Origin of the sequence: Rhizobium sp. 768_B6_N1_8 (genome assembly GCF_051811225.1) — a bacterium.
Lineage (GTDB): Bacteria > Pseudomonadota > Alphaproteobacteria > Rhizobiales > Rhizobiaceae > Rhizobium.
In genome coordinates, this window is the sequence record NZ_JBPWPV010000001.1 from 1,494,739 (window position 1) to 1,513,248 (window position 18,510).

Consider the following 18,510-nt stretch of genomic DNA (forward strand, 5'->3'; position numbering starts at 1 on the left):
GAAGTCATGGAAGCGGTGACCGGCATATTCGGTTTTTTGACGGGCTATATCGTCCCCTTCGTCATCGTCCTGTCGCTGCTCGTCTTCGTGCATGAGATGGGCCACTATCTCGTCGGGCGCTGGAGCGGCATCCGTATCCTCGCCTTCTCCGTCGGCTTTGGCCCGGAGATTGTCGGTTTCACCGATCGCCACGGAACGCGCTGGAAGATATCGGCGATCCCGCTCGGCGGCTATGTTCGCTTCTTCGGCGATGAGGATGCGTCCAGCAAGCCGGATACGGACAGGCTCGCCGCGATGACGGATGAGGAGCGCGAACGTTCCTTCGCCGGTGCAAAGCTTTGGAAGCGCGCCGCAACCGTTGCAGCCGGCCCGATCGCCAATTTCATCCTTGCTATTGCCATCTTCACGGTCCTTTTCGCGGTCTACGGCCGTACAGTGTCCGATCCCGTCGTCGCCGAAGTGAAGGCGGATAGCGCTGCTGCGGCAGCCGGCGTCCTGCCGGGCGACCTGCTCGTCTCAATCGATGGCACCAAGGTTCAGACCTTCGACGACGTGCGGCGTTATGTCAGCATCCGTCCGAACCAGAACATCGTCGTGACCATCGAGCGCAACGGCGAGAAGATGGACCTGCCGATGGTGCCGCAGCGCACCGATATCACCGACCAGTTCGGCAACAAGATCGAGGTTGGCCTGATCGGGATCGTCACGAACGAAGAGGTTGGCCACTTCCGTCTGCAGACCTATACGCCGCTTCAGGCGCTGAATGAAGGTGTGACGCAGACGTGGCACATCGTGACCGGCACCTTCAAATATATCGGCAATTTGCTCAATGGATCGATGAAAGCCGACCAATTGGGTGGGCCGATCCGCGTGGCGCAAGCTTCGGGCCAGATGGCTACGCTTGGAATAGGCGCGTTGCTGCAGCTTGCTGCGGTTTTGTCAGTTTCGATTGGATTGCTGAATTTGATGCCGGTTCCGGTACTTGATGGCGGCCACCTGATGTTCTATGCGGTGGAAGCGGTTAGGGGAAGGCCGCTGGGTTCTTCGGCTCAGGAAATTGCGTTTCGCATTGGCTTGGCCATGGTGCTTACATTAATGGTTTTTGCCACCTGGAATGACATTAGCGCGCTCATCGGCTAGCGCGTAAAAAGATAGGGAAAATTACTGTTTATTTACGATGTTTCAAAGCTGTAGTGGCGAATGGGTCACGCTTCGAAATGAAGTAAACAGAAATTAACGAGCTCCCTTGCTTGTATGTCAAAAGCGGGTAAAACGACACACGTGGCCGGAATCGGGGGGTCCCCTGGGGCCGGAGACGAGGGAAAAAAGGTAATGGGTGAAATGAAGGCTGGTTCAAGGTTTTTGAACGCAGTATCGGCGATTGCGCTGTCTGCTAGTGTTGTTGCTTCTGGCGCAGGTGCTTTGACTTTCGTTTCGGCTACGGCTGCGGAAGCTGCCGTCATTCAGCGGATCGATGTACACGGTGCAAGCCGCGTCGGTGCTGAGGCCGTCCGGTCGAACATCACCATTACTCCCGGCAAGAGCTTCTCCAACACCGATATCGACGACTCCGTAAAGCAGCTTTACGGCACCGGTTACTTCTCCGACGTCAAGATTTCGGTTTCCGGCAGCACCCTCGTCGTCAATGTTCAGGAAGCGCAGCTCGTCAACCAGGTCGTCTTCAACGGCAACCGCAAGGTCAAGGACGACAAGCTGGCAGCTGTCGTCAAGACGCATGCCGCTGGTCCTTATAGCGATGCGCAGATCCAGTCCGATATCGCGGCGATCAAGGAAGCCTATGCCGCTACCGGCCGCAGCGAAGTCGAAGTGACCACGCAGGTTGTTCCGCTCGGCGAAGGCCGTGTCAACCTCGCTTTCGTCATCAATGAAGGCGACCGCACCAAGATCGACGCCATCAATTTCGTTGGCAACCAGGCCTACAGTGCCGGACGTCTCGCCGCAGTCATCCAGACCAAGCGTTCGAACTTTCTCTCGTTCCTGACCCGCAAGGACGTCTACAACGAAGACAAGCTGCACGCTGATGAAGACGCGCTGCGCCAGTTCTATTACAATCGCGGTTATGCCGACATGCGCATCGTTTCTTCCGATGCCGCTTTCGACGAAGCGACGAACAAGTACACGCTGACCTTCAACATCGAAGAAGGCCCGCGTTATGATTTCGGCGCGGTCAGCGTTCAGTCGACCGTTGAAGGTGTTGATGCCCAGCAGCTACAGGGGCTGGTCAGGACCCGCGAAGGCCAGGTCTACAACGCCAAGGAAGTCCAGAAGTCCATCGAGGCGATTTCGGATCAGGTTGCTTCGGCCGGTTATCCCTTCGCGCGCGTCACGCCGCGCGGCAACCGCGACCTGAACAACAATACGATCGGCGTCGAATACCTCGTCGACCAGGGCGAGCGCGCCTATGTCGAGCGTATCGAAATCCGCGGCAACAGCCGCACGCGCGATTACGTTATTCGCCGCGAGTTCGATCTCAGCGAAGGCGACGCCTTCAATCAACAGATGATCACCCGCGCGAAGCGCCGTCTTGAGGCGCTCGGCTACTTCTCCTCAGTCAACATTTCGACCCAGCCGGGCAGTTCGCCTGATCGCGTCGTCATCGTTGTCGATGTGCAGGATCAGTCGACCGGTTCGTTCGGTATCGGTGCCGGTTATGCGGCCGGCGGTGACGGCCTGTTGCTCGAAGCTTCGATCGAAGAAAAGAACTTCCTCGGCCGCGGCCAGTATATCCGCATTTCGGCTGGTGGTGGTCAGGAAGGCTCGCGCGCTTACGGTCTTAACTTCACCGAGCCCTACTTCCTCGGCTATCGCCTTGCCGCCGGTTTTGACGTCAATCACAGCGAGACGTCGAGCAACGACAACTACGATTACGAGGAAACCAGCGGTGTTCTGCGCGTAACGGCGCCGATCACTGAAGATCTGGCAACGACGTTCCGCTATAATTACAAACAGATGAAGTACGATTCCAGCGGAAGCAGTCTGGCCGATTTGTCTGCTACCTATCAAAACCTGGTCAACGAGAGCCCGTGGACGCGGTCCTCCATATCGCAGACGCTGACCTACAATACGCTCGACGATACCGTCTTGCCGCGTGAAGGTATCTACGCTACTGCGACGCAGGAAATCGCCGGCCTCGGCGGCGACTCCCAGTATTACAAGATCTACGGTAAGGCCCGTTACTACCATCTGCTCGCTGACGATGCCGATATCATCGGTTCGCTCTCGGCTTCAGCTGGTTATGTTGTCGGCTTCGGTGATCACCTGAACGTCTTCGACCAGTTCACGCTGACCAATTCCGATATTCGCGGCTTCGAGAACAAGGGTATCGGCCCGCGCATCACCAACCCGGACGATCCGCTCGGTGGTACGACTTACTTTACCGCTTCTGCCGAAGCGACATTCCCGATGCCGGGCTTCCCGCGTGACTTCAACCTGCGCGGCGCGGTCTTCGCAGATGCCGGCACGCTGTTCGGCAACGATGTCGAGCTTCTCGGTTCGGATACTGCAGAAGGTGACGGTTCCTCGCTGCGTGCTTCGGTGGGTGTCGGTCTGATCTGGCAGTCGCCCTTCGGTGCGCTCCGCGTCGACTACGCGATCCCGGTCGTGAAGGAAGACTTCGACAAGACTCAGCGCTTCAAGTTTGGCATTAACAACCAATTCTGATATCGGCAGTCCGGAACTGTAAATTTCAATTCCGTTCTGGAGTTTTGCCGATGGAGCAAAATACTTTTTTTCTGCCCCATGAAGGCGTGAGACTTGCTGAGTTAGCGCAATTTCTTGGGGCAGAGCTTGGCAATTCCGATCATGGCGATGTCATTATCCGCTCTGTCTCTCCTATAGCCAGGGCGCAGGCGGGAGATATCTGTTATATCCTCTCCCGCCGTAACCGTGACGAGTTCCTGACCTGCGAGGCTTCAGCCGTGATTTGCGACAAGGCACTGGCTCAGCTGGTGCCGCCGCATATTCCTGTGGTGATTTCCTCCAATCCGCATGCTGCCTTCGCGATGGCCGGTGGATTTCTCTATCCCGCAGCGCTCAAGCCGGTGACGTTTTCATCCGGTGAGACGGAGATCGCGCCGAGCGCTATCATTGATCCGACCGCCCGGCTTGAGAAGGGCGTGATTGTCGAGCCGATGGCGATTATCGGCCCTGGCGCGGAGATCGGCGAAGGCACGCGCATCGGCGCTCAGACGATCATCGGTCCCAATGTCAAAATCGGCCGCAATTGCTCCATCGCAACTGGTGTGAGCATTCTGTGTGCACTCCTCGGCAATGGCGTCATCATTCATAACGGCGCTCGTATCGGTCAGGATGGCTTCGGTTACGCGCCCGGTCCGCGCGGGATGATCAAGATCGTGCAGATCGGCCGGGTGATCATTCAGGACAACGTGGAGATCGGCGCCAACACCACGATCGATCGCGGTGCCATGGACGACACTGTCATCGGCGAGGGAACCAAGATCGACAATCAGGTGCAGATCGGCCACAACGTCCGTATCGGTCGCCATTGCGCCGTCGTTTCGCAGGTCGGCATGGCCGGCAGCACCATCATCGGCGATGGCGTGCAGATCGGTGGGCAGGTTGGCCTCAAGGGACATATCACCATTGGCGATGGCGCGCAGATCGCTGCAAAAAGTGGTGTCATGACCGATCTTGCCGCGGGCGGCCGCTATGGCGGAATACCTGCACGTCCTCTAAATGACTATCTGAAATATGTTGCACAGCTCATGACAAAATCAGGGGCTCGCGGAAAAAAGGGAGGCAAGAATGACTGAAGCAACAGCCGCCACGCTTTCTTCGGCAGACATCATGGAAATCATGAAGCTGCTGCCGCACCGCTATCCGTTCTTGATGGTCGACAAGATCGTCAATATCGATGGCGACAATGCCGCCGTGGGCATCAAGAATGTAACGGTCAACGAGCCGCATTTTACCGGCCACTTCCCGGAAGCACCGATCATGCCGGGTGTATTGCTCGTCGAAGGCATGGCACAGACGGCAGGCGCGATCTGCGCCAAGAAGGAAGGCCAGACCGGCAACCTCGTCTACTTCATGACGATCGACAATGCCCGCTTCCGCAAGCCGGTCGTGCCGGGCGACCGCGTTGAATATCACGTGCAGAAAATCAAGCAGCGCGGCAATATCTGGAAATTCCATTGCGACGCAAAGGTCGACGGTGCACTCGTCGCCGAGGCCGATATCGGCGCGATGATCGTACGTAAGGACAACGCATGAGTATGATCGCCGAAAGCGCCAGAATCCATCCGATGGCCGTGGTCGAGGATGGCGCCACGATCGGCGAAGGCGTGGTGGTCGGCCCATTTTGCCATGTTGGCCCCAAGGTCACGCTTCACGATAATGTCGAACTGATCAGCCATGTGGTTGTTCTCGGCATGACGACCGTCGGCGCCGGTACGCGTATATTTCCTTCGGCAGTCATCGGTGGCGACTCTCAAAGCGCCCGTCACAGCGCCGTCGATACGTCGCTGATCATCGGCCGCAACTGCACGATTCGCGAGGGCGTTACGATGAACACCGGCACCGTCGAACATGGCGGTTCGACGGTGATTGGCGACAACAGCCTTTTCCTGGCCTACTCGCATGTCGCCCATGATTGCCGGGTCGGCAACCATGTCATCATGTCGAACAATGTCATGCTGGCTGGCCATGTTTTCGTTGGCGATCACGCGATCATCAGCGGCGGCGCCGCAGTGCACCAGTTCACCCGGGTCGGCAAATATGCCTTTGTCGGCGGCCTCTCGGCCGTCAGCTACGATGTGATTCCCTATGGTATGCTGAACGGCAATCCCGGCATTCTGAGCGGTCTCAACGTCGTCGGCATGACGCGCGCCGGCGTTGATCGTGCTGTCATTCACACCGTTCGACGTGCCTACAAGTCGATCTTCGAGGGTGCCGGTTCGATCCGCGAGAATGCCGCCCAAATTCGCGACGAATATGCCGATTGCGAGCAGGTGATCGAGATCCTCGATTTCATCGCGGCCGAAAGCGATCGCGCGCTGTCTTCGCCGAGCCGGGGACAGAAGGGCTGATCTGTGGCTTCCGACGGCGACACCGCTGAAGGCCGGCTGGCGATCATTGCTGGTGGCGGCCTTCTGCCGTCCTATGTCGCCGAAGCTGCACGTTCGGCCGGCGAAAATCCAGTTATCGTTATACTGAAGGATGAGGGCGACCGTCGTTGGGACGGTTTCGACCACGCCACGATCGGTATCGGTGATTTCGCTTCGCTCGATCGGCTTTTCAAGCGGTATGGAGTGAGCCGTGTCGTCATGTCGGGCAGCGTCCGTCGGCGACCGGAATGGCGCGAGGTGCGGCCGACGCTGCGTATTCTGACCAAGGTACCCGCCGCCATCCGTACGCTGCTTTCCGGGGGCGACGACACCGTTCTGAAGATGGTCATCAAGCTGATAGAAGGGCGAGGTCTGCGTGTTGTCGGCGCCCATGAGATTGCACCGGATCTGCTGGCAACCGCAGGTCCGCTGGGCGCTGTTTCGCCCAATGAAGAGGATCGTCGTGACATAGAGCGCGCAGGCAAGGCGGCGGATGTGCTTGGCAGTCTGGATATCGGGCAGGGCGCTGTATCGATCGGCGGACGCGTCGTCGCTGTTGAGGGCGTTGAGGGCACGGACGGCATGCTTGACCGCGTGGCGAACCTCAGAGCAGCAGGCCGCATATCGCCGCGCCGGCGCGGTGTGCTGGTCAAGCTCAGTAAGCCGCAGCAGGATATTCGCGCCGACCTGCCGGCGATTGGTGTGTCCACCGTGCTCAACGCCAAAGCCGCCGGGCTTGCAGGAGTGGCCATCGAAGCCGGCCGGGCGCTGGTGCTTGATCGCGACGCACTCATTAAAGTGGCAGACGAAAACGGTCTTTTTGTCTGCGGTATCGACAAGGGCTTGCCGGGATGGGGGCTTCAATGAGCGACAGACCGCTGAAGATTGCCGTCATAGCCGGCGAAGTCTCTGGCGATCTCTTAGGTGCCGATCTCATTGCCGCGCTAAAGAGGATCCATTCCGGGCCGATCGAACTCGTCGGCGTCGGCGGTGAGGGGTTGCAGAGCCAGGGATTGAAATCGCTCTTCGATTTCTCCGAGCTTTCCATCATGGGCATCACCCAGGTGCTGGCGAAGCTGCCGAAGCTCTGGTCTCTCATCCGGCAGACGGTAGCGGCGATCATCGCGGCGAAACCCGATATCCTGCTCATCATCGACAGCCCGGACTTCACCCATCGCGTCGCCAAGCGCGTGCGCAAGGCGCTGCCGGACCTCCCAGTCGTCAACTATGTCTGTCCCAGTGTCTGGGCCTGGAAGGAATATCGCGCCCAGCGCATGCTCGCCTATGTTGACCATGTGCTGGCCGTACTTCCTTTCGAGCCGGCGGTGATGCAGCGTCTCAACGGGCCGGCGACAACCTATGTGGGTCACCGTCTGGTTGCGGACGCAGCGCTCCTGGAGACCCGGCGCCTGCGCGCTGGCCGGCAGCCCGGCAACGGTGCGATCCTGCTTCTTCCCGGCTCGCGCTCCTCCGAGATCAAGAAGCTTCTGCCTTATTTCGAAGCCGCCGCCAATGAGTTCGTCGCCCGCAATGGACCGATACGCTTCATGCTGCCGACTGTGCCGCACAAGGAAGCGTTTGTGCGCGAAATGACGGCGGGATGGAAGATAAAGCCGGAAATCGTTGTGGGTGCCAAAGCGAAATGGAAGGCCTTCGCCGAAGCCGATGCGGCCATGGCAGCGTCCGGCACGGTGATCCTGGAACTGGCGCTGGCTGATGTACCCGTCGTTTCCGCTTACAAGGTCGACTGGATCATGCGCATGCTGACGTCAGACATCAAGACCTGGAGCGGCGCACTGCCCAATCTGATCGCCGACTACGCGGTCGTGCCGGAATATCTGAACGATATCGTTCGCGGCGCAAGCCTCGCGCGCTGGATGGAGAGGCTGTCAGCCGACACCTACCAGCTCAAGGCGATGAAGGAAGGCTACGAGCTCATCTGGCAGCGCATGCAGACAGAAAAGCCGCCTGGAGAGCATGCAGCACAGATATTGCTCGATGTTCTAACCAACAAAAAACCCGGCCATTCCTGACCGGGTTTTCTTTTTGCTTCGAAGTCAGCGCTCAGCGCTTGGAAACCGGTACGTAGTCGCGCTTAGGTTCGCCGATATAGAGCTGGCGCGGACGGCCGATGCGCTGTTCCGGATCCTCGATCATTTCGTTCCACTGTGCGATCCAGCCGACGGTACGAGCCAGAGCGAAGAGCACGGTGAACATGGTCGTGGGGAAGCCCAGGGCCTTCAGCGTGATGCCGGAGTAGAAGTCGATGTTCGGGTAGAGCTTCTTCTCTATGAAGTATGAGTCGGTCAGAGCGATGCGCTCCAGCTCCATCGCGACTTCGAGAAGCGGATCGTCCTTGATGCCGAGTTCGCCGAGAACTTCATGCGTGGTCTTCTGCATGATCTTGGCGCGCGGATCGTAGTTCTTGTAGACGCGGTGACCAAAGCCCATCAGGCGGAACGGATCGTTCTTGTCTTTGGCGCGGGCGATATATTCCGGAATGCGATCGACAGTGCCGATTTCCGTCAGCATGTTGAGGGCTGCTTCGTTGGCGCCGCCGTGAGCGGGCCCCCAGAGGCAGGCGATGCCGGCGGCGATGCAGGCGAACGGGTTCGCACCCGAGGAGCCTGCGAGACGGACCGTCGAGGTCGAGGCATTCTGCTCGTGATCGGCATGGAGGATGAAGATACGGTCCATGGCGCGTGCGAGCACCGGATTGACGACATATTCCTCGCAGGGAACGGCAAAGCACATGCGCAGGAAGTTGGACGCGTAATCCAGATCATTCTTCGGGTAAACGAAGGGCTGGCCGATATGGTACTTATAGGCCATCGCTGCGAGCGTCGGCATCTTGGCGATCATGCGCAGGCTGGCGACCATGCGCTGGTGCGGATCGGTGATATCGGTGGAGTCGTGATAGAAGGCCGAAAGCGCGCCGACGCAGCCGCACATGACGGCCATCGGATGGGCGTCGCGACGGAAGCCGGTGAAGAAGCGGCTCATCTGTTCATGCACCATGGTGTGGTGCGTGACGCGATAGTCGAAGTCCTTCTTCTGGGCGGCGGTCGGCAATTCGCCGTAGAGCAGCAGGTAGCAGGCTTCCAGGAAGTCGCCATGCTCGGCAAGCTGCTCGATCGGGTAGCCGCGATGCAGCAGAACGCCTTCGTCGCCGTCGATATAGGTGATCTTCGATTCACAGGATGCAGTCGACGTAAACCCGGGATCGTAGGTGAAGGAAGCCGTGTTCTTGTAGAGGGCACCGATGTCGATGACGTCGGGTCCAACCGTGCCTTTTCGCACGGCGAGATCGACTGATTTGTCACCGATTTTGATTGTAGCGCTTTGATCCGTCATGCTGATCCTCCGGGGTGGCGGTGGCGCCGCAAAAGCGCCATAAGGGTTAAGCGTCCTAAGCGATAGCTATATGATCGCGAAGCTAATGCCAAGTTACCGTGATGCCATTTTGTGCATCGCGGCATCATCTTTTAGGCAGTGCAGCGATGAGCTAAATGCATATCAGAACACCATGATTTGACTGGATTTTTTGCTCCCGCGAATTTTCCTCTTATTTCAATCGATTATTGTTTGCTCGTTTTGATTTCAGGTTGCATTCTGCCGGTATCCGGGGGCGGGTCCAGGCGATCATGGCGGGGATAGAGACAAGAGAACGACAAGAGCAATCCATTGATGAAAAGATGGATTTTGCTGGCATTGCCCCGCGCGCCATTGTGACGCAATCGGCTCGGACCCAGGTTGCGATCCCATTTCGATGGCGATTGGTGACTGTTGCGAAACGATACGTCGGGTCGTCGATGCGTATGGCCACCGAAGAGGCAGGCCACGGTCGCCTCATCCTCTTCTCTCCGGTCTTCCTTGGTGCAGGTGCCGCGACCTGGTTTCTGGCGGCCTCGGACTTTCCGGCCGTGTCGCTCGGTCTCTGCCTGCTTGTTCTCCTTATTGCCGTTGCGCTCTGCGGTTATGCCCGGACGAAACTGCAGGCGACGCTGCTTGCTCTACTTCTTTTTGCCGGTGGAATGCTCTCCGCGCAGATCGAAACATGGCGGGCAAAGACCCTGATCCTCGATTCAGCCGTAACGACAACGGTGACCGGCCGGATCGAACGCCGAGAAGGCGATGGCCAAGGGCGCTGGCGTTATATTCTTGACGTCACCGGTACGGATGCTCCTGAGATCAAGCGTCCGCCCGAACGCATCTCCGTGCTGGTCCGCGGAGCCGCCCAGCCGTTCGAACTCGGCGACGTCATCGAGGGCAGGGCACGTCTCACGCCTCCGGCGGGGCCGGCGCTCTCCCACCTCAATGATTTTGCCTTCAGCGCCTATTTTGACGGCATCGGTGCCAACGGCTTCTTCTATGGAGTACCCAAGAGGGTTGCGGAACAGCCGGAGCGATCGAACTCGGTCGGTGAGGCAATTCTGGAGTCGCTCTACCGCCTGAGAAGCGGCATCGGCGATCGGATTCGCTCCACACTACCCGGCGACACCGGGGCTTTTGCCGCCTCCCTCGTCACGGACGAGAGACGGGCGATCTCGGATGAAACGACGGAGGCGCTGCGGCAGTCCGGCCTTGCGCATATCATCGCGATCTCCGGCCTCAACATGGCGCTTTCCGCTGGCATCTTCTTTGTCGGGCTGCGCGTCATTCTCAGTCTTTTTCCCGGCATTGCCCAGGCGTGGCCAACCAAGAAGATCGCGGCGGCCGGTGCGCTTGCTGCGGTGACGGCCTACTATCTGATCTCGGGTTTTGCCGTCTCCGCCGAACGCGCCTTCATCATGATGGCGATTATGCTGGTTGCGGTCTTCTTCGACCGGCCGTCGATCAGTCTCAGAAACGTGGCGCTATCCGCTCTCGTGATCCTCGCGGTCTCGCCATCGGAGGGGCTAGGGCCGAGTTTCCAGATGTCCTTTGCCGCAACGCTTGCACTGGTCGCCGGCTACGACCTCTGGAAGGGGCGGCCGATGCGGGAGAATGCCTTTGCCAAGCTGCCGATCATGAAGCCCTTCTTCATGGTTGGTGGCTTCTTCGGTGGCGTTTTCCTGACGTCGCTGATCGGTGGTTTCTCGACGGCGCTGTTTTCGATCGAGCATTTCCACCGGCTGACTGCCTATGGCCTGCCGGCAAATCTCGCGGCCATGCCGGTCATCACCTTCATCGTCATGCCGGCCGGGATGCTGGCAATGCTGCTGATGCCGTTTGGTCTGGACGGCTGGCTATGGCCGGTGGCAGGCTTCGGGCTTGATCTGGTGATCACCATCGCAAAGGCAGTAGCGGGGTGGGGCGGCAACATAGATGTAGGCCGCTTGCCCGGCTGGTATTTCCCGACCGCCGTTTTCGGATTTCTGCTGCTGACCCTGCTCAGAACCCGGCTGCGGCACATGGGAACGGCAATTGTCGCGGTCTCGACGCTCGCTGTTGTCCTTCTTCCATCGGAGGCGATGCCCGATATCGCTATCTCCGAAGATGGCAGCCTGGTCGCTATAGTCGATGGAGAGGCGATGGCTTCGAACCGTGAAAAGCCGCCCGCCTTCATCTTCGAACAATGGCAGAGGGCCCTTGCCGTCGAAGAGCATCAGAAGCCAGTTATGCTTCAAGCTGCCAAGGCGCCCACTGCGCCTGATGGTCAAAGACTGCAACTGTCACCCGACCAACAGAATGAAGCCAGAGAGGCAATGAGACAGGCAGTCGCCATTAGCCCGCCGTCACGCTTCTCCTGCCTGAAGGGCGCCTGGTGCACCACTTTGCTCGTCAATGGAAAGAAACTGACCGTCATCGACAATGCTGCCTATCTCGGACCAGCCTGCGATACGGCTGATATTGTGGTGACCCCTGTCCGATTGCGCTTCGACCGCTGTCGTTCCGGCGCGCTGCTCTTTACCGGCGAGACGCTGCGCAAGACAGGTTCTGTCGAACTTCGATTCACCGATAAGGGAATTGAGGTCGCAACCGCATTCGACACATTGGGGCGACCCTGGATGCGCCACCGCGCCTATGATTGGCGCAGTAACACATTCGCAGACGCCAATCTGTCACCGGTCAGTGATAGCGGCGAATGAGGCCGACGAGCTTGCCCTGGACCTTGACGCGATCCGGCGGAAAGATGCGGGTCTCGTAAGCAGGGTTTGCTGCCTCGAGCGCAATCGATGCGCCCTTGCGGCGGAAACGCTTGAGCGTTGCTTCCTCGTCATCGACGAGCGCGACGACGATATCACCCGGATTGGCTGTGCTGCCATTGCGGATGATGACCGTGTCGCCATCGAAGATGCCGGCTTCGATCATCGAGTCGCCGCGAACTTCCAGCGCATAATGTTCACCGGAGCCAAGCATATCGGCGGGAACGGTGATGTCATGCGTATTGTTCTGGATTGCCGAGATCGGAACACCGGCGGCGATGCGGCCCATGACGGGAACGGAGACCGCATTGCCGTTATCGGCAGCGGGTGCTGGCTTCGCCGAGGCAGGAGGCGCCACGGGCTGGGGCTTGCCGAGGCTGCCCTCGATGACGCTCGGTGAAAAGCCGCGCCGAGGCTGCAGGCTCGGGCTGTAGGCTTCCGGCAGTTTGATGACTTCGAGCGCGCGCGCCCGGTTCGGAAGCCGGCGAATGAAGCCGCGTTCTTCGAGCGCCGTGATCAGCCGGTGAATACCGGATTTCGAGGCCAGATCCAGTGCGTCCTTCATCTCGTCGAAAGACGGTGGAACGCCTGACTCCTTCATCCTTTCATGAATGAAAAGAAGGAGTTCCTGTTGTTTGCGCGTGAGCATGGCGTCTCCCCAGTCTTGAAACAAATCCAGAACGGACACTATATGTTCCATATGTGTTCCGCAAGTAGCTAAATTTTCGTAAAACTTCTGTTCAATCTGTCGAGAATTTGATTTTTATCGCCCTTAGGCCTGTCTGGCCTTGTTTCACGAGACCTGCTGAAGCACATCTCCTTGTCACTGCTGGGAGAAGAACCGATGAGCCAAGACACGCTTCCGATCGATCATCTCGTTTTGCCGGTTACCGATATCGACCTTGCCCGCGAAAGGCTGGGCAAGCTGGGCTTTACCGTCGCGCCCGATGCCCGCCATCCCTTCGGCACGGAGAATGCCTGTGTTTTCTTTGCCGACAAAACCTATATCGAGCCGCTCGGTGTCGCGAGCGTCGAGGAGAGCGAGGTGACGGCACGTGAGGGCAATGTCTTCACGGCTCGCGATCAGGCTTTCCGCTTCCGCTGCGGCAGCGAGGGACTGTCCGCCATCGCCTTCGCCACCGCGGATGCAAAGCACGAACATGCTCGATTCGTGGAGGGCAGCATCAGTGCCGGTTCTGTGCTGCAGTTCGAACGCCCTGTGAAAATGCCGGATGGCACTGAGAGCATTGCCGGCTTCCGGCTCGCCTTCGCTGCCGACCTCCGGGCACCGGATTTCTTTCTCTTCGCTGTCGAGCGCATCAACCCGCTTCCTGCCGACCGCAACGTGCTGGAGACCCACGCCAATGGCGTGACAGGCATTGCCGAGATCGCTCTCGCAGCCCCCGAGCCGACAGCCTTCGGCGACTTCGTTCGCTCGGCGGCAAAAGCCGCTTCTGCTGGCGATACGAGTTTCGGGCTGGAGGTGCTTACCGGAAACGCAAAGATCAGCCTGATGACCCCGCAGGGGCTGGAGGCCTATTTCGATCTGGCGACGCCGGATATCGATCGCGGCCTGGGCGGCCGGGCAATCCTCTTTGCGGTTGGCGATCTGGCCGTGACAGAAGCGCATTTGGCTGCTAACGGGGTGACCTACACACGCAAGGGCAACCGTATTCTGGTGAAGCCCGCGCCCGGCCAGGGCGTGCTCTTCGCTTTCGAGGAAACATCATGAGCTCTACTACCAACTCCGTGGTGACGGTCGGCGAAGGCGCCGGCAAGGTCACTTTCTCCAATGCCGGGCGCCTGTCGCTGATTGCCGGCGCTTGCGAAATGGAAAGCCGCGACCATGCGTTCATGGTTGCCGGCACGTTGAAGGAACTGTGCGCCAAGCTCGGTATCGGGCTCGTCTATAAGACGTCTTTCGACAAGGCGAACCGCTCTTCCTTGTCGAGCAAACGCGGCGTCGGCCTTGAAAAGGGCCTGGAGGTTTTTGCCGATCTCAAGAAGGAACTCGGCATTCCGGTTCTGACCGACATCCACACTGAAGAACAATGCGCCGAAGTGGGCAAGGTCGTCGACATCCTGCAGATACCGGCCTTCCTGTCTCGTCAGACGGATCTCCTGGTGGCTGCGGCAAAGACCGGCCGCGTTATCAACGTCAAGAAGGGCCAGTTCCTGGCGCCTTGGGATATGAAGAACGTGCTCGGCAAGCTGAACCAGAGCGGCAATCCGAACATCTTGCTGTGCGAGCGCGGCGCTTCCTTTGGTTACAATACGCTGGTCTCCGACATGCGTTCCCTGCCGATCATGGCAGCAACCGGCGCCCCCGTTATTTTCGACGCCACGCATTCAGTCCAGCAGCCTGGCGGGCAGGGGGAAACCTCCGGCGGAGAGCGGCAGTTCGTGGAAACGCTGGCGCGTGCAGCCGTTGCCGTCGGCGTTGCCGGCATCTTTATCGAAACCCATCAGGATCCGGATAACGCGCCCTGCGACGGGCCGAACATGGTCTATCTCAAGGACATGCCGCGGCTTCTCGAGAAGCTTCTCGCCTTCGACGCGATCGCCAAGGCCGCCTGAACGGCAGGCAGCATCAGGCTGCCGCGCGGGACGGGCGCCTTTCCTCCAGTGCGAAGCGGGAGAGCATGCGCCCGAGATGGGACGCCTCGTTGCCGAGCTCCTGGCAGGCGGCGTTTGTCTCCTCGGCCATCGCCGCATTCTGCTGTGTCACCTGATCCATACGGTTGACGGCAGCGTTGACCTCGACGAGCGCGACCGACTGTTCTGAAGACGAGCGCACGATCGCTTCGGTCAGCGCCGTCACCTGCAGCACCTGGCGGTCGATATCGCCGAGTGCCTCGCCGGTGCGGTTGACAAGTGCCACGCCCGCGGAGACCTGCCGCGACGACGTCTCGACGAGAAGCTTGATCTCCTTGGCGAGATTGGCGGAGCGGCCGGCAAGCTCGCGGACTTCCTGAGCTACGACGGCAAAGCCTTTCCCTGCGTCTCCGGCGCGTGCTGCCTCGACGCCCGCGTTGAGCGCCAAAAGATTGGTCTGAAAGGCGATCTCATCGATGGCGTTGATAATATCGCCGATCCTGACCGCTGATTCCTCGATCTTCTCCATGGCGGTAACCGCTTCGCGAACGATCTCGGCGGAATGCGCGGCACTCTCCTTCGTGGCCAACATCATCGCATTGGCTTCCTGGGCCCGCTCCGAGGAGTTTTTCACCGTAACCGTGATCTGATCCAGCGCCGAAGCCGCCTGTTCGAGTGAGGCAGCCTGACTCTCGGTACGCTGTGCCAGATCAGTGGTGCTGAGTGCGATTTCGCGCGAACTGTCGCCGACCGTATTCGTGGCGGCATAGATGTCCTTCATGGCATCGGAAAGAATGATGATGCTGGTATTGAAGGTCTCGCGAAGCTTCTCATAAGTGTTGGCGAACTGCTCGTCGAGACGCACGGTCAGGTCGCCGCGTGAAAGACGCTCCAGGCCGGCGCTCAGGCTTTCGATGACGCGCTGGCGCGTGGCATTCTCCACGCTCTTCGATGCGTCGAGTTCTGCATCGCGGCGCATCTGTGCCTGCCGTTCCTCGTCCTGGTGCGCGCGGATGGCGTTCCGTTCTTCCGCCGATTCGCGAAAGACCGTGACTGCGCGCGCCATTTCTCCGATTTCGTCGGATCGTCTGACATAGGGAACTTCGCGGGAATAGTCGCCGCTCGCGAGGACCGCCATGTAGTCGCGCATCGCCGATAGCGGCACGATCGCGCGCCTGCGGAACATGTAGAGCCCGGCAACGATGAGCACGAAGGAAAGCGCGGCGGCGGACAGCGTAACGGCGGAGAGCAGTTCCGTCTGTTCGGCAGCCTGCTTTTCGGCATCCGCCTGGAAGGCGTTCGCCATCGCCACGAGTTCGTTCACGGCCTTTTCGTGAACATGAAAATTCGTCGCAAGCTTGAGGAGCGCCGGTTCGACGGCGGCCTTGTCGCCCTTGAGTATTGCAGGCACCGCCTCCTCATCCATGACTTGCCAGAAGGCGTCGCCCCTGACGAGAACGTCATCGAGAAGCTTGCGCTTGAGATCGGCGCTGAGCGGCGTTTCTGACCAATATTTGCGGCGGTCTTCATAAGCCGGCTTCAGAACCGTTCGGATGCGTTCGATATTGGCCGTTGCCGAGGCCGGCTGCTCGACGGCTTCGAGCGCGAGCATGTAGGGTTCGATGACATAGAGCGGCGGCGGGAGAATATCGGCGACGAGATCCTTGCCATAGATGATCTGCTTATACATCAGTCCGTTCACGCGAAGCATGTTGAACGCGTAATTCTGCAAGCCGATGGAGGTCACCAGTCCGAGGATGACAACGGCACCGAAAATGGCAAGGCTGCGTGCAATATTGAGTTTCATCTGTGCCTCATATGAAATGCCGCCAAGAGAGTCGATAAAATCCCGTACTGGTTGTTTTTGGAGGGGGCCGCAGCTGTTCATTCCAGCCGTTCCGTATTTGCCTGAGTGGCCGAAACGACCGACTTTTGAGGGCCTCTCCCAAGCTTTCAAAATTAAACCGGGATGGTTACCGAAGGCTGAAATCAAAGGGCGAGAAGCCGTCCAAAATTGGGGCTGTTGCAGGAATTTTCAGCCGTGGGTTGCTGCCAACGATGGTGGCTTGCCAACATTCCGCCCGGATAAACAGTTTATCGTCTTTCGATGGATGGGATATGCTGGCCGGCGACTGCCGTTCCCTTCAAAACCCTGACATGATTGTGCTATAGGCCACGTCTGATGCGCTGCCCGAACGTGCAAAATTGCGGCATTGTAATTTGCGCACCTTCGATTAAGACGGTTTCAAACGATTTATCCACCCACCGAGCAGGAAAAAACCATGACTGCAATTACCGATATCATCGCCCGCGAGATTCTTGATAGCCGTGGTAACCCCACCGTCGAAGTCGATGTCTATCTCGAAGACGGCAGCATGGGCCGTGCGGCTGTTCCCTCGGGTGCCTCGACCGGCGCGCATGAAGCCGTCGAACTACGTGACGGCGGCAAGCGCTACCTGGGCAAGGGTGTCGAAAAGGCCGTCGAAGCCGCCAACACCGAGATCTTCGACGCCATCGGCGGCATCGACGCTGAAAACCAGATCCAGATCGACAAGATCATGATCGAGCTCGACGGTACGCCGAACAAGTCGCGCCTTGGGGCCAACGCCATCCTCGGCGTTTCGCTCGCTGTTGCCAAGGCCGCCGCGGAGGCTTCCGGCCTGCCGCTCTACCGTTATGTTGGTGGCGCTTCGGCCAGCCTGCTACCGGTTCCTATGATGAACATCATCAACGGTGGCGCACATGCCGACAACCCGATCGATTTCCAGGAATTCATGATCCTGCCGGTTGGCGCAGACTCTATCCGTGAAGCTGTCCGCATGGGCTCGGAAGTCTTCCATACGCTGCGCAAGGAACTCGCCGCCCAGGGCCACAACACCAATGTCGGCGACGAAGGCGGTTTTGCCCCGGGCCTGAAGAGCGCTCCGGAAGCCCTCGACTTCATCATGAAGTCGGTTGAGAAAGCCGGCTACAAGCCGGGCGAGGACATCTATCTCGGCCTCGATTGCGCCTCGACGGAATTCTTCAAGGACGGCAAGTATGTGATGGAAGGCGAAGGCCGCACGCTCGAACCGGGCGCAATGGCCGAATACCTCGCCGAACTCGTCGGCAAGTACCCGATCATTTCCGTCGAAGACGGCATGGCAGAAGACGATTGGGAAGGCTGGAAGACACTGACCGATCTCGTCGGCAAAAAGTGCCAGCTCGTCGGCGATGACTTGTTCGTCACCAACTCGGCTCGCCTGCGTGACGGTATCCGCATGGGCGTCGCCAACTCGATCCTCGTCAAGGTCAACCAGATCGGCTCGCTGACGGAAACGCTCGATGCCGTCAACACCGCGCACAAGGCGGCCTACACTGCCGTGATGTCGCACCGCTCGGGCGAAACGGAAGATTCCACGATCGCCGATCTCGCAGTTGCCACCAACTGCGGCCAGATCAAGACCGGCTCGCTGTCGCGCTCGGATCGCCTTGCCAAATACAACCAGCTGATCCGCATCGAAGAAGGTCTCGGCCCGCAGGCTCAGTATGCCGGCCGCTCCATCATCCGCGGCTAATACGAACTGATAAATCAGTCATTTGGAACCCGCGCTCCGGCGCGGGTTTTTTGTTGAGTCTGCCCGTGGTGGGCTTTGAGTCAACGAACGGTTAATCTCTGCGCGGTAAATTGAAACGATTGGTAATGCGTTAGAGCATGCGTG

At 59.1% G+C, this 18,510-nt stretch carries 14 protein-coding genes; 11 read left to right on the forward strand and 3 right to left on the reverse strand.

What is annotated here, in order from left to right; translation table 11 throughout:
- The first annotated feature begins 6 nt into the window (after positions 1-6).
- From rseP to lpxB, 7 genes are all read left to right on the forward strand, one after another.
- Entirely contained in the window at positions 7-1,140 is a 1,134-nt protein-coding gene (gene rseP, locus AB8B33_RS07695; protein ID WP_439014878.1) for an RIP metalloprotease RseP, read from the forward strand.
- A gap of 201 nt (positions 1,141-1,341) precedes the next feature.
- Positions 1,342-3,681: an outer membrane protein assembly factor BamA gene (gene bamA, locus AB8B33_RS07700; RefSeq protein ID WP_439017199.1), complete on the forward strand. Its 2,340-nt coding sequence runs from the start codon at positions 1,342-1,344 to the stop codon at positions 3,679-3,681.
- Positions 3,682-3,731: 50 nt separating this feature from the next.
- Positions 3,732-4,793: a UDP-3-O-(3-hydroxymyristoyl)glucosamine N-acyltransferase gene (gene lpxD, locus AB8B33_RS07705; RefSeq protein WP_439014879.1), complete on the forward strand. Its 1,062-nt coding sequence runs from the start codon at positions 3,732-3,734 to the stop codon at positions 4,791-4,793.
- Positions 4,786-5,253, forward strand: coding sequence for a 3-hydroxyacyl-ACP dehydratase FabZ (gene fabZ / locus AB8B33_RS07710; protein WP_113322821.1), 468 nt, complete (start codon positions 4,786-4,788; stop codon positions 5,251-5,253). Before lpxD ends, fabZ begins: the two co-directional genes overlap by 8 nt.
- On the forward strand, positions 5,250-6,068 hold the full coding sequence (gene lpxA, locus AB8B33_RS07715) for an acyl-ACP--UDP-N-acetylglucosamine O-acyltransferase (protein ID WP_162748012.1): 819 nt from the start codon (positions 5,250-5,252) through the stop codon (positions 6,066-6,068). Before fabZ ends, lpxA begins: the two co-directional genes overlap by 4 nt.
- Positions 6,069-6,071: 3 nt before the next feature.
- Positions 6,072-6,953, forward strand: coding sequence for an LpxI family protein (locus AB8B33_RS07720; protein ID WP_439014880.1), 882 nt, complete (start codon positions 6,072-6,074; stop codon positions 6,951-6,953).
- Positions 6,950-8,119, forward strand: a complete 1,170-nt coding sequence (gene lpxB, locus AB8B33_RS07725; RefSeq protein ID WP_439014881.1) for a lipid-A-disaccharide synthase — start codon at positions 6,950-6,952, stop codon at positions 8,117-8,119. The genes AB8B33_RS07720 and lpxB overlap by 4 nt, the downstream gene beginning before the upstream one ends.
- 31 nt (positions 8,120-8,150) lie before the next feature.
- On the opposite strand, the gene gltA is transcribed toward lpxB, so the two are convergent.
- Positions 8,151-9,440, reverse strand: a complete 1,290-nt coding sequence (gltA, locus tag AB8B33_RS07730) for a citrate synthase (RefSeq protein ID WP_007822430.1) — start codon at positions 9,438-9,440, stop codon at positions 8,151-8,153.
- Between the two features lie 341 nt (positions 9,441-9,781).
- On the opposite strand from gltA, the gene AB8B33_RS07735 reads away from it, so the two are divergent.
- Complete coding sequence (locus tag AB8B33_RS07735; RefSeq protein WP_439014882.1) at positions 9,782-12,157, forward strand: ComEC/Rec2 family competence protein; 2,376 nt, start codon at positions 9,782-9,784, stop codon at positions 12,155-12,157.
- On the opposite strand, the gene lexA is transcribed toward AB8B33_RS07735, so the two are convergent.
- Positions 12,138-12,863 carry a transcriptional repressor LexA gene (lexA, locus tag AB8B33_RS07740; RefSeq protein WP_007822432.1) on the reverse strand — a complete coding sequence of 242 codons (726 nt, stop codon included), beginning with the start codon at positions 12,861-12,863 and terminating at the stop codon, positions 12,138-12,140. The genes AB8B33_RS07735 and lexA overlap by 20 nt on opposite strands.
- Positions 12,864-13,058: 195 nt before the next feature.
- On the opposite strand from lexA, the gene AB8B33_RS07745 reads away from it, so the two are divergent.
- Both AB8B33_RS07745 and kdsA read left to right on the forward strand, forming a co-directional pair.
- A complete protein-coding gene (locus tag AB8B33_RS07745) occupies positions 13,059-13,946 on the forward strand; it encodes a VOC family protein (RefSeq protein WP_439014883.1) in 888 nt (295 codons plus the stop codon).
- On the forward strand, positions 13,943-14,791 hold the full coding sequence (gene kdsA, locus AB8B33_RS07750) for a 3-deoxy-8-phosphooctulonate synthase (RefSeq protein WP_439014884.1): 849 nt from the start codon (positions 13,943-13,945) through the stop codon (positions 14,789-14,791). The genes AB8B33_RS07745 and kdsA overlap by 4 nt, the downstream gene beginning before the upstream one ends.
- Before the next feature lie 13 nt (positions 14,792-14,804).
- Here kdsA and AB8B33_RS07755 read toward each other — a convergent pair whose 3' ends face one another.
- A complete protein-coding gene (locus AB8B33_RS07755) occupies positions 14,805-16,616 on the reverse strand; it encodes a methyl-accepting chemotaxis protein (protein WP_439014885.1) in 1,812 nt (603 codons plus the stop codon).
- 475 nt (positions 16,617-17,091) lie between these two features.
- On the opposite strand from AB8B33_RS07755, the gene eno reads away from it, so the two are divergent.
- Positions 17,092-18,366 carry a phosphopyruvate hydratase gene (eno, locus tag AB8B33_RS07760; RefSeq protein ID WP_037106212.1) on the forward strand — a complete coding sequence of 425 codons (1,275 nt, stop codon included), beginning with the start codon at positions 17,092-17,094 and terminating at the stop codon, positions 18,364-18,366.
- The last annotated feature ends 144 nt before the right edge of the window (positions 18,367-18,510 follow it).

Bases quoted from the DNA above. Each gene is read 5' to 3' on its own strand.
- gltA (WP_007822430.1), bottom strand. From the start codon at position 9,440: ATGACGGATCAAAGCGCTACAATCAAAATCGGTGACAAATCAGTCGAT.
- bamA (WP_439017199.1), top strand. From the start codon at position 1,342: ATGAAGGCTGGTTCAAGGTTTTTGAACGCAGTATCGGCGATTGCGCTG.
- fabZ (WP_113322821.1), top strand. From the start codon at position 4,786: ATGACTGAAGCAACAGCCGCCACGCTTTCTTCGGCAGACATCATGGAA.
- lpxD (WP_439014879.1), top strand. From the start codon at position 3,732: ATGGAGCAAAATACTTTTTTTCTGCCCCATGAAGGCGTGAGACTTGCT.
- AB8B33_RS07755 (WP_439014885.1), bottom strand. From the start codon at position 16,616: ATGAAACTCAATATTGCACGCAGCCTTGCCATTTTCGGTGCCGTTGTC.
- AB8B33_RS07745 (WP_439014883.1), top strand. From the start codon at position 13,059: ATGAGCCAAGACACGCTTCCGATCGATCATCTCGTTTTGCCGGTTACC.
- lpxA (WP_162748012.1), top strand. From the start codon at position 5,250: ATGAGTATGATCGCCGAAAGCGCCAGAATCCATCCGATGGCCGTGGTC.
- lpxB (WP_439014881.1), top strand. From the start codon at position 6,950: ATGAGCGACAGACCGCTGAAGATTGCCGTCATAGCCGGCGAAGTCTCT.
- AB8B33_RS07735 (WP_439014882.1), top strand. From the start codon at position 9,782: ATGGATTTTGCTGGCATTGCCCCGCGCGCCATTGTGACGCAATCGGCT.
- eno (WP_037106212.1), top strand. From the start codon at position 17,092: ATGACTGCAATTACCGATATCATCGCCCGCGAGATTCTTGATAGCCGT.
- lexA (WP_007822432.1), bottom strand. From the start codon at position 12,863: ATGCTCACGCGCAAACAACAGGAACTCCTTCTTTTCATTCATGAAAGG.
- kdsA (WP_439014884.1), top strand. From the start codon at position 13,943: ATGAGCTCTACTACCAACTCCGTGGTGACGGTCGGCGAAGGCGCCGGC.
- rseP (WP_439014878.1), top strand. From the start codon at position 7: ATGGAAGCGGTGACCGGCATATTCGGTTTTTTGACGGGCTATATCGTC.